At 50.5% G+C, this 10789-nt stretch carries 11 protein-coding genes and 1 pseudogene; 6 read left to right on the forward strand and 6 right to left on the reverse strand.

Annotated elements, in window-relative coordinates; translation table 11 throughout:
- Window positions 1-87: 87 nt before the first annotated feature.
- The 5 genes and pseudogenes from AC07ED_RS16075 to AC07ED_RS16095 form a co-directional block, all read right to left on the reverse strand.
- On the reverse strand, window positions 88-654 hold the full coding sequence (locus AC07ED_RS16075; RefSeq protein ID WP_105234924.1) for a hypothetical protein: 567 nt from the start codon (window positions 652-654) through the stop codon (window positions 88-90).
- Between the two features lie 106 nt (window positions 655-760).
- Window positions 761-1357, reverse strand: coding sequence for a M48 family metalloprotease (locus tag AC07ED_RS16080; protein WP_245918140.1), 597 nt, complete (start codon window positions 1355-1357; stop codon window positions 761-763).
- 392 nt (window positions 1358-1749) lie between these two features.
- Window positions 1750-2643: a hypothetical protein gene (locus AC07ED_RS16085; RefSeq protein ID WP_105234926.1), complete on the reverse strand. Its 894-nt coding sequence runs from the start codon at window positions 2641-2643 to the stop codon at window positions 1750-1752.
- Between the two features lie 161 nt (window positions 2644-2804).
- Window positions 2805-3092, reverse strand: a pseudogene (locus AC07ED_RS16090) (thermonuclease family protein); the annotation flags it as partial.
- 104 nt (window positions 3093-3196) lie between these two features.
- Window positions 3197-3517, reverse strand: a complete 321-nt coding sequence (locus tag AC07ED_RS16095; RefSeq protein WP_211096433.1) for a hypothetical protein — start codon at window positions 3515-3517, stop codon at window positions 3197-3199.
- Window positions 3518-3626: 109 nt separating this feature from the next.
- Between AC07ED_RS16095 and AC07ED_RS16100 the strand changes: the two genes are divergently transcribed.
- From AC07ED_RS16100 to AC07ED_RS16120, 5 genes are all read left to right on the forward strand, one after another.
- Window positions 3627-5054 (forward strand): tyrosine-type recombinase/integrase, encoded by a 1428-nt coding sequence (locus AC07ED_RS16100; protein WP_105234928.1) that lies wholly within the window; start codon window positions 3627-3629, stop codon window positions 5052-5054.
- 208 nt (window positions 5055-5262) lie between these two features.
- The gene (locus tag AC07ED_RS16105) at window positions 5263-6225 is read left to right on the forward strand and encodes a hypothetical protein (protein ID WP_158664504.1); all 963 of its coding nucleotides are present in this window, start codon (window positions 5263-5265) and stop codon (window positions 6223-6225) included.
- A 118-nt stretch (window positions 6226-6343) separates the two neighbouring features.
- Window positions 6344-7303, forward strand: coding sequence for a type VI secretion system-associated protein TagO (locus AC07ED_RS16110; protein ID WP_211096434.1), 960 nt, complete (start codon window positions 6344-6346; stop codon window positions 7301-7303).
- A 118-nt stretch (window positions 7304-7421) separates the two neighbouring features.
- A complete protein-coding gene (locus AC07ED_RS16115) occupies window positions 7422-7781 on the forward strand; it encodes a type II toxin-antitoxin system RelE/ParE family toxin (protein ID WP_105234931.1) in 360 nt (119 codons plus the stop codon).
- Window positions 7778-8113, forward strand: coding sequence for a helix-turn-helix domain-containing protein (locus AC07ED_RS16120; protein ID WP_105234932.1), 336 nt, complete (start codon window positions 7778-7780; stop codon window positions 8111-8113). Before AC07ED_RS16115 ends, AC07ED_RS16120 begins: the two co-directional genes overlap by 4 nt.
- Before the next feature lie 54 nt (window positions 8114-8167).
- Here the strand turns inward: AC07ED_RS16120 and AC07ED_RS16125 are convergent, their stop codons facing one another.
- Complete coding sequence (locus tag AC07ED_RS16125; RefSeq protein WP_105234933.1) at window positions 8168-8710, reverse strand: hypothetical protein; 543 nt, start codon at window positions 8708-8710, stop codon at window positions 8168-8170.
- Window positions 8711-9430: 720 nt separating this feature from the next.
- Between AC07ED_RS16125 and AC07ED_RS16130 the strand changes: the two genes are divergently transcribed.
- Window positions 9431-10789 (forward strand): AAA family ATPase (locus tag AC07ED_RS16130; protein WP_478242470.1); only part of this gene is annotated, 1359 nt, incomplete at its 3' end.

A 10789-nucleotide genomic window follows, 5' to 3' on the forward strand; every position in this document is an offset into this window, starting at 1 on the left:
TAGCGCAGGTTGCGCTCGATGATCGTCGAAGTATTGGTTTTGGATATTTTTGATCAATAGTGGGATTTATTACTGTGAAAATAGGTGTCACGGCATGTCTGGATACCATTCAACAATAGATCCATCTGGTGAAATGAACGTTTTTAAGGTCTCTTGCCAAAAGACCAACGAATAACATGGATCTGAACCTGCTAAGAAGGCGCCATTTGCGGCGTAACAGTCACCGCCGTGCTTAGGGTAGATCAAGATGGTACGTTGGTCCGTGTAAGTTGGGATTGTGATCGATTGAGGTTGGTGACTCACCCAGTTTCGAAAAGGAATACCGTCCACAAAGATGAAAAATCCACATCCACCGGTCCCGCACCACGCATATCCTACGTCGGAACAGTTGAACTCAGGTATAAGAACGGTGGCCATTTTTCCGTCTGGGGTGATGGGTAACTGGTAGATGCTCTGATCGCTGAGGGACAGTTGGCTACGATCTTCTGTTTCCGCTCGATTGGTTCCTACAGATGCCTGAAGGACCGAGCATTCTTTCTGAAATTCATCTTTGATTACCTCAATGGCAGCGCGGTCTTCGGGTGAAATGGTGTCGGCAGAAACGTGAGACGATGCCAACCCCACCGCCACGATGCAGCATAGCGTCTTGATCATAGATCGAAGTTTCCAATGGCTGGGTTTCAAGAAGGAAATCTTCCAGTAGTATTTCGATATGTATTCATAAAATATTTTGTCCCTGCCGTATCAGCCTCTGAGTGCTTTATTGGGTCTGCGGATGCTGAACCAAAGCGCCTCGCTCTTCAATCATTCGGACTGCCGCGAGAACCGTTGCAAACCGCTTTTCATCAGGCGGATGTGTGCCCCAAAAGGAGAGGTTTCCAGTCGTCGTGCGGGCGGCCTCTGGTCGTGCGAAGTATTTAGCGCCTTCAACGGGATCATAACCTGCTGAGATCGCGATATAGGTTCCGAGGGTATCGCTCTCGAGTTCATAAGTTTGAGAATAGGCTCTTGAGCCTATCGCGGCCCCAAGCTCCATGTTCCGATCGACCGCGTTGGGGTCGTAATAGCCACCATAGGAGGCTGCTTCCGCGTTCGCATAGGCTGTGATCGCACCCATAATCAAAGCACCAGCCAAAGCTTGCTGCTGTTGCTTCTCAATGTGCCGACCGATGAGGTGTCCATATTCATGGCTTAGGACGAAGGCCACTTCATCGTCACTGCCAGTGTCTTGAAGCAGGGGCATCGAAATGCGGATCGTTGGGCGACGGTTAACATATGTAAAATACGCGTTCCGTTGCTTCATGTCTCTGTCGATGGCGATAGTCACGTTGCAGTCAAAATCTTCACGATCAGCCATCTCTGTTTCGCAAATCTGTTTACCAGCTGCTTGCACGCGATTTGCAACACGTTGGAAACGTCGCTCAGCAGAAGACGTAGAGATAGTTGAGTGGGCTGTATCAGATCTCGCCTCCGCAAACATGCGCGTCGCGGTTGCGGCGTCTGTATCTTGAACCGTTGGGACGACGTATGTGGTTCCGCAGCCGATTAAGACACATGTCGAGACGATCCATCCAAACTTCAGAATTCGCATCCAATACTTCCAGCAATTCACCTAATTGGGTCTTTAGGGTCGTTAAAATTCCATCATTAGGTATGTAGCTTGTTCAGGTCTACACCCAAAAGCAAGGTTTAAAATGAGACTGCTCTATGCGCCAGCGGATAGCTAAGAGGCTCGGCAAACTCGAAAAATCATTCTGCATTCCACCAGGTCTTGATGTCGTCCCATTTTCCTGAAGCTGACGTCATGGCGCTTTCTGCCATGTCTTGTGATGAGCTGATTGCGCGGTCAGCCATCCCCGACCAATCAACATCGGGAAACTCCATGTTTTGGATGTCCTCTCTGTTCGGGAACGCCTCAACAGCTGCATTCCAAACTTCTTCTGGAGCCTCTTTGATTGCCGTGATGATTTCTTGGCGATCGGGCACATCAAGGCCGCAAACCGTGAGTTGATCCTCATTCTCTACGAAGTCAGGATCGAAGAGCTTTTGAAGTTCGACCATGTCGACCATCGTCGCGCACATATCCGCGACTTCAACGGCAGTCGCTGCGACTACGATCGTTGCACCAACGTATGGAAGAGCTTGGCCCGGCATTGAAGCAATGGAACGGCCAGCGCCCCGCTGCATTCTGGTCCCTACACGTCCGACCGTGGCTGAGATCATCTCGCGCGTTTGTCGGCGAGCAATGGCGGTGGCAGCAATTTGTTCAGACATGCTTACGACCTGATCACGAAGCTCGCGTTGGATAACCCGCGACGTGGCCAAATCGGCGGTGTTAGAAGCCAGTTCTCTTCTAAGCCTTGCAGTTGCTACGCGCTCTGTCGCCAATTCAGCAGTCATCTCAGAAATTTCAGAGCGAAGTTCTCGACGTGTCTGGCGTTCGACGATCAATTGAGAATTTAAGTCGGCGATTTCGTCAGCCTGTCGTACTATCACCGATCTCACTCCGCTTAGTGCTGATAAGGCACCAGCAGCGGCGGTGTAAACGCCTTCAAAAAGGAGCAAGGCTCCATTGAGGAGCAACGACAGGGTCAGGATGCCGATGATTGTAAAGCTCTTGAGCCATGATACGGGCTTCAGCATTTAAATCCTCTCTCACTTTTCTTCATAGTTTCTCAGCAATATCCAGCTTGAGGTAGTCGTGATCTCGCCCCAGCGGGTTCCAGTGACCGATAACGTCCGCCGGAATACCTACGACAATCCAGCGCATAGCCGTTGGAAATGACGACGGCGCCTATGTCAGCTATTTGTCCATCAAGGTTGATAAAACATGTGCCAACCCAGCGATCATATGTTCGCTCACCGTTGAGTTCGCAGGTTACATCGTGACCTCTGAGAAGGCGTTCCATGAAGTATTTACCGTCTCGTCCATATCGCGTGCTCAATTCTGGAGCATCAATGCCATTGAGCCGGACGGGCACTCCTGCGACGACGATCGTATCAGCGTCACGCACTCTTGCAGTCCCGGTGACTTCTCGGGCGATGGCTGGAGTTGATACGAATACGCAGATGGTTAGAAAGATTTTGAACATGACAGCCGAAGATCAGTGAAAAATTTGGGTAGAGTATCCGATAGGATGTAGGTCTTTAACAACCCAATGATCTCGTTCGTGTGTCACGTTATCTAATCAGTCAATTATGTATTGGCTGGGTTTGGCAGATGCATCCGAATGCCTTGAGAAATCAAAAGGGCGCGCCTTTTTAAAGTCGATCTGGAAACTTCAGGGGGAGCATCAGCCGGTGTTCCAAATTTGGATCGATCGATGTTCAGGGTCCCGAAGATCAGATTGCAGGTATGGCAGTCTGACTGACCACAATGTTCAAATCGATATCGGAGTGCGCGCCGAATAAAAGGTGACAGGCCTTCATCTGCTGAAGCGAGAAGGAGCGCGTTTTCCAACTCACGGACGCGGTCGGAACAATCGGAATTGAAGAGAGGTCGGATCATATCGTTCATGGAGGTGGTGATATTTCAAAACGGTTAATGCAATCTTAACGTGCATGCTGCATTCTCACTTCTTATCAATAGGACCCGACACCGTCCCTCAATCTCAGGTCCAGCCCATATGAACATCGAAACATCGCAGGCCCAACTATCATCAAATGACCAAACGCGGGTGAAACGACGTGGGCCGAAGCTCGGCGACCGGTTGGCAGACCCCGATTGTGACGACAGGGTGATCCAATCGCTGATGCTTGCGATAAGGTCTCGATTGGCCGAATGCCCGTTCGCAACGCCAGATGACATCCGAAGCCTGAAGTTTAGAGAAAACCCATATTTCTTCGGGATTATGCAAGGGTTTCATATTGTTATCTATCGGCCTGACGCGGTCACCTGCACATGGACCGCTCGGTATCTGAATGCTGAGAAGAAGTATCGACAGCATGCATTGGGTCCAGCCCTGTCAATGAACGCACCAGCGTTGTCGCTGGATCAAGCTGTGACGAGGGCCCTGAAATGGTTCTCCGATCCACAGGTGAATATTCAGGCTTCAAAGGCGCGCGTCCGGGGCAAAACCACTGAGGTCGCATACTGTCCGATTGATCGTTCTGAGCCGACCATCGGTTCAATCCTTAGGGCCTATATGGATTGGCGGAAGATATCTGCTACCCCAAAGGGATTCTATAACGCTCTGATTAGCATCAATTATTTCATCATCCCGGTGATGGGGAATGTGACCATTGCCGAATTCTCGAATGAACACATGGTGACGTTGGCCAATCAGGTGTTCGCCACGAAGCCTCGTTCAGGCTTTGAACCGCATAAAACCCCTCAGGAAATGTCGGATCTCACCCCAGATGATCTGCGCAAGCGGAAGCGCACCTATAACGTCCTCGTTGGGTATATTAAGAAAGCCCTTCAATATGCCTACGAGGATGGAGTGCTTGAGAACGATCGCAAGGTGCGGCTTGCGCGTCGTGTGAGTTTAAGTCAGCCCAAAATCCCTCAATTCATAAGTGTCGATCGATGTGTCGCTTTGGCCGCTCAATGTGAGGGGCCTCTGCGGGATCTCGTGATGGCTGCACTCTACACAGGCTGTCGAGTGGGGGAGCTGGCCAAAATCAAAGCTGCTGACGTTGGTGCAGGAGGACATGGGGTCCGGATCGGTCCTTTCAAATACGGAAAAGGTCGCTTTGTTTTTCTTTCTGATGAGGGAATGCGGTTTTTCGAGGCCCTTGCAGAAAGTCGAGATACAGATGACCTCTTACTGAGATCGCCAATGGGAAAGCCGTGGCAGAGGCAGCACAATCGTCCCTTCAACATCGCCTGCGCAAACGTGGGAATCCCATCAGAGTTTACGTTTCATGGTCTCAGGCACACCTATGCCAGTCACATGATTATGCAGCGGGTGCCATTGGAGGTCATCTCCCAACAGCTTGGACATCGTAGCATCCACACGACGTTCCAATACTATGGGCATCTTGCTGATAAATTCCGCGAGGATGAGATCCGATCGAAGTCGATAGACTTCAAATTTGGCCGAGAACAATGAATGGGCATGGATAATATGCCGTCTGCTCAGTCTCGATTGGTATATGGGTAGGCTGCGCCCTATTCCCTTTGCGGGAACTGGTTAAGTTCGTCTATATCGCAATGCGACTAAGCCGAACCGGATCCTGCGATTTAGTATTTAAAACAATTTAAGATTGTGGACATGCTGTAGTTTATTGCCTTAAGTGGTTGGGGGTATGGAGGTTGATATGCAGTTATGGGTCTTATTTGCAGCTGCGCTGATCGGGATGGCGACGCAAAGTGTTGGTCAGGATATGGATCAATTCCATGACACTCACATCTTAATGTCTTATGCGCAAATCTCCCCGATGGAGGGGGATTGGCGGTCAGGTGACTTAATGATGTCAAGTGATATGGCCATCTTTGGTCAAGGCGGTACCATCCGACTTCACCTACTCGAAGAAGACCACTTTAAGGGGAATTCATACTACAAGATCGAGAACCACGAGCTTCCAAGTGGGTTTGACAGGTTTACTTGCGATCAATCCTTTTCTCACATTTTAGCCCGCGACAGCATCAATTTTGGTGGAGGGGAAGACCTACTTATCAATATTTATAAGTCATTATTTTTCTTCTCGATCCCCGATGGCTCAGGCGATCAAATAGATGACTTTAGTGAGGATCATCTTTGTGGGGTCCTGTCCTTTTCTAGGCAATCAGTAGCTATTCCAAAAGAGATCAGGGAGAAGCTGATTACATACAATCGCGTAAGCGAATTTTATGTAATCGACGGCCCAAAGGGGGATTGGGATACCGTCGAGATTCTGGATCGTTTGACCGATGAAAAATCGACTACCCTATTTCTGAATAACTCCCAAGACGGTTATCCGGCGCTTACGATATCTTGCACTCGTGGAGAGCTTGAGCTCTCTCTGCGCTTGAAGAATCCAATCTACCGGGCTGAGACAATCCTCGCCACCTATCGTATCTCTGATCATCCCGCTGAAGTGGTAGATGTATATTTTGTCGATGAAGGGTTTAGGGTTATTTTACCTGATCCTCACAGTATCATCCAAGCAATGCTGGAGGAGAAGAGCTTTCTGATCCAATTAACCCTAGGGGATAGCCCACAGGCTCTTGTCGAATTTGATATTGAGGGTCTCCGCTTCGCCCTCGAGCCCGTCGCTGAGGAATGCAGCTTCACCTATTAGCATTCATTTTCGCAGTGCGTCGCGGTCCGCAGAGGGTTAAGGGTTTCGTGAATACTGATCCTCGAAAACCGTCGACTGCGGCGCCAGATTGTTCCATAGCAAAAAAAGGATCATGTTTATGAAACTATTCCCCATTCTATCGGCTTTCTTCTTCATGGGGTTTGGGGTCTGTGCCTCAGCTCAGGAAGACCCCGCAAGGCTTTTCGCTTACACCGATGCATCACCTTTTGACATCGAGCAAGTTGGTGGAGATCTCTTTTATTCCGAAGTCGAACTTCGCTTCGGGAAAGGTGCAGTTCTGCCCATCGAGATTCTGACGGATAGAGAGAAAAGTCTGCGGCTGTTTAGTGCGGATACGTCTCTCCTCCCTGATGAGTTTGACGCGCTCACTTGTGATCGCACAGCATCATTCGTTGTGACGCGTAGTGAAGTCGATCTGAAATCTGCGGCCGACATGGAGCTCACACTCCATCTCGGCGTGTATTTCCTTTCTGATCGACCTGTCGCTGATGATCTGACTGTAATTCCAGATGACTTGATCTGCGGTGCGCAGGTCTATCTTAAGTACTCAATTCAAGATGAGGATACATATCGTGAAATGCTGTCCCTCAGTGGACCTGATACCGCTGCGGAACTCTCATCGACAGATCGAGGCGCATGGTATGTGAACGAGACGAATGATCCGCTGACGGACAACAAAACAGTCGTTGCGATCCTCACCGCTGAAAGTGCGGTGGGGGCCTCTTATGACAAGCCTGCGTTGATCGCGCGATGTGCCAACAACAAAACGGAAGCTTATCTCAACTGGCACGACTATCTTGGCCGTGGCCCATCAGATGTAACAACGCGACTGGATAGCGATCGTGCTACAACCACACGCTGGTCACATTCTACAGATGATACTGCGACCTTTGCGAGCAGCCCTATCGCTCTTCTCAAAAGCATGCTGGATCATGACGAGTTAATCGCTCAAGCGACCCCCTATCGGTCCGCACCAATTACGGCCACGTTCGATCTTGCAGGTATGCGAGCCGCGCTTACCCCTCTTGCTGAAGCTTGTCACTGGTCTCTTGAGTGATCAACTGCACATTTAAATGAATGCAAGAAATGTGACCCACCGAGGGTTTCTTCGGTGGGTTACTAATTTTCCTTATATTGACAATGTATAAGTATTGATACACAAATGGGGTCAAGAAATGAATGTGAAGAGGCCGAAGAAGCCCATCGCATGGATGGGGTCATCCATTGAAGACATCAAAGATGATAAAATTTTTACAACAAATGCGAGGAAGGAGGCCGGCCATCAACTAGATCGAGTTCAGTCAGGATTAGATCCAGACAACTGGAAATCATTCAGTGAAGTTGGCCCAGGCGCAAAGGAAATCCTGATCAATCTTGATGATGGCTGGTTTCGTGTCATGTATGTGGCGAAATTCGAAGAAGCTGTTTACGTCCTGCACTGCTTTAAAAAGAAGACGAATAAAACAAGTAAAAAAGACAAAGACATGGCCGAAAGGCGTTATCAGGAAGTCCTGAAACATAGGAGAGTGAAATGACTGCGGAAAACGGTGTATCTCATATCACACCCGCCGACGGGAATATCTTCGCAGATCTGGGATTCGACGCTGAAGAGGCCGTTGTTCTCCAGAAGAAATCTCAAGAGATCATTGATAAGAAGACAGCGATCAAATTATCGCTCATGGAGTGTTTGGCCGAATGGATTCAGAGCGAGCAATTGAAACAGGCTGACGCAGCTGTCATTCTCGGAATCACACGACCCCGGGTCTCCGATGTCGTGAAGAAGAAGACGCAGAAGTTCACTATCGACGCGTTGACGGATATGACCATGCGCGCCGGGCGGCAAGTTAACCTGTCGATTGCACTTTAAACGGTTTTTATGAAGGCGGCGGAGGGCGGGGTTCGCGCCTGTCCTCAGTTTGGTTCAGTGGTCCAAGGCTTCTAATGCTTCAAAGGTTTGTCGGACGTGCATTTTGAGCAGTCTATGGCTGTTCATGATCGTCCCCGCGACGGAGGCGTAGTCCTTTGCAATGCCCTTCACGCGCTCGCTTGCGGGCTCATCTATGGTCGAGTGGTGATTGAAGTTGAACCGAGCGATGAGCATGCCCTCAATCGAAATCGGGGCCGCAAGCCAATATTTGCGGCCTGCCAACAGCCTTCCATCGGGTGTTTGACCCGGGAAATCGACATCAGGGTTAAAGGACTCAACGACTTCGTCCAAGCTCTCGGATGGTGCAAGGATGGTTGGGTTTTCTAGGACCTCAAACTGCTTCACATCGCTTCCATAGCGACCGACGCAAAAGACGGTGTGGCCCAGTCGGACGGTGACAGTAGAGACATCGTATCCGAGTGACATTGCCGCCGCGCGACACAGCGTATTGAGCGGCTTTAGGCCGTCTGATGTAAACGCGATCATATCTGCGATGAGCCGGTCGCGAATCCGGCCTTTGAGATCGACAGCTTTCATCTGATTTACCATTTCTCAGTCGTGGCGAGCTGAATTATGCATTGAGGCGAACGGCTGTGTACGTCATCCGCTCGATAGAATTCTAGCACATTCTGAGATCATTTTCGCAGAATGAACGGCTCAGCTGTAAACCAGCGGAATACTGCTACGTCGTGCGCCAATCAGGGCACGGATTATGCGAAAATCCGCTGCCTCGAAGCTGATGTCTCAATCTTAGAGGAGAGGGTGTGTCGCAGCTGATGCTCAAATCTGCGAAAATCCGATCCTGGTACCTAAAAACCAGCCGCTGACCAGTCGGACACAGCGATCCAGTGGCGAATCTGCTCATCGGCTCCACTTCCAAAAATAGTGCGAAAATTCGATGAAGTGGTCGGCTCCTCGGCACTGATCGCGCTTCAGCACCGACTTCATCGACAAAAAGAGTAGATCACGCGGTCTGCGAAATTGGACCTCTCCTTCGGGGAGGGAGACCGGGTGCTCCCCTGTTTTCATTGAAAAACCCTCAGCCCCTCGGTTCGGACGGTTTCCTTGAAAATCGTGCGAAAATTCTAAGTCGTTGTTTTTGTTAGTAATTGGGAGATTTTGCCTCTTGCGGCCTTTTCCTTCTCGTTAGATATGTTCACTTTATGTTCTTGCCGCATATGGTCGAGAGCACCCCAACTTTTTGACCCTCAATACCGCAGCACTTCTGCGAACGAAGACCTGCGCTTGGAGCTTAAGATGACTGACCAAAAAACCCGACCGAAGTGGGCTGACGCTGCTCGAGCAGCCTTGGCGCTTTACCTGAGAGCCGAAGTGCACCGGCAGAAGCTCTTCGACGTTCAAGTTGCCACCATGTTGAAAGACATTCAAGCGGACCCCGCCTCGGTGCAATTGTCCGAGGCCCTGCGTCTCGCGATGAACCATGCTATTCTAGGGTTCGCTGAACTTCGGGCACTGTTTTCATTGGCCAAAATGATCGCCGAGACGCCTGCCGTGAACCTTTTCGCTGAAGGAGCTTTGACTGTGGTTGCGACTGACCTTGATGCCTCGGCGCTGCAAGAAGCGGCCGCGATGATCATGCTGTCAGATCAAAAGATCGGGTTCGCAAATTATGCAACGCGTAACGTCGGACTTCGCGTGATTGACAGCCGGCGGCTCATGTCCAAATACCGCTCGGAAAATGACGATCTGGTTTTAGAGGCGCTACAAAAGACGCGGCCGACCCTGTTCGTTGACCATACGAATGCCTTGGATCTGTCTTTGTATCCAGGTGGGATTTGGCAGAGCCTTGATCTGCAGCGGGATTGGAGTGTCGTTCAATGTCTCTTTGAGCTGTTCCATCCAGAAACCGCGGACGAGGTTTTTGCTTACGAGAGTGCGGATTTGTCGAAAGAGGCATCATTGCGTGAGGTGTCCGACCTTGATCTTTTGATCGCACTCCGTCTCACGCGATTTGAGAATGCGGTCGCTTATCTCCGTTCAAAAGCGCGTAAGCGCGATGCAGATTTGGTGGTGAAACCACAATCCAAAGGGCCGACACTCTCTGAACTTGCAGGTCTAGGCCGCGCCAAAGACTATGCCGAAGACCTGATCGAGGCGATGACGGATTGGAAAGAGGGCCGTCTCGCGTGGGGAGATGTGCCGCGCGGCCTCCTCTTGGTGGGCGCACCAGGGACTGGGAAAACTGAACTCGCACGTGCGATGGCGCGATCAGGGAACATCAGATTGGAGATGGCCAGCTACAACGAATGGCAGAAAAGCGGTTCGCTCTCTGAATTCCTGAGCGCGATGGAGCGCAGCTTTAAATCTGCACAAAGTAATGCGCCTTGCATCCTCTTCATCGACGAGTTGGATGCCTTCTTCCGTCGAAACGGGGGCGGTCCAGGATCTCACAATGACTCCTACGACACTAAAGCCATAACTGGGTTTCTCGAGCGGCTGGACGGTGTCGTTGAATATGAAGGCGTTGTTGTCCTGGCGGCGACGAACAGCATCGAGAGTATTGATCCAGCGATCCTCCGAGCAGGTCGCTTCGATAAGATCGTCGAGATCCTGCCGCCAAACCAACTGGATCTATCTCGGATCATCGGGCAGTAC

This window comes from Aestuarium zhoushanense, from assembly GCF_056431045.1.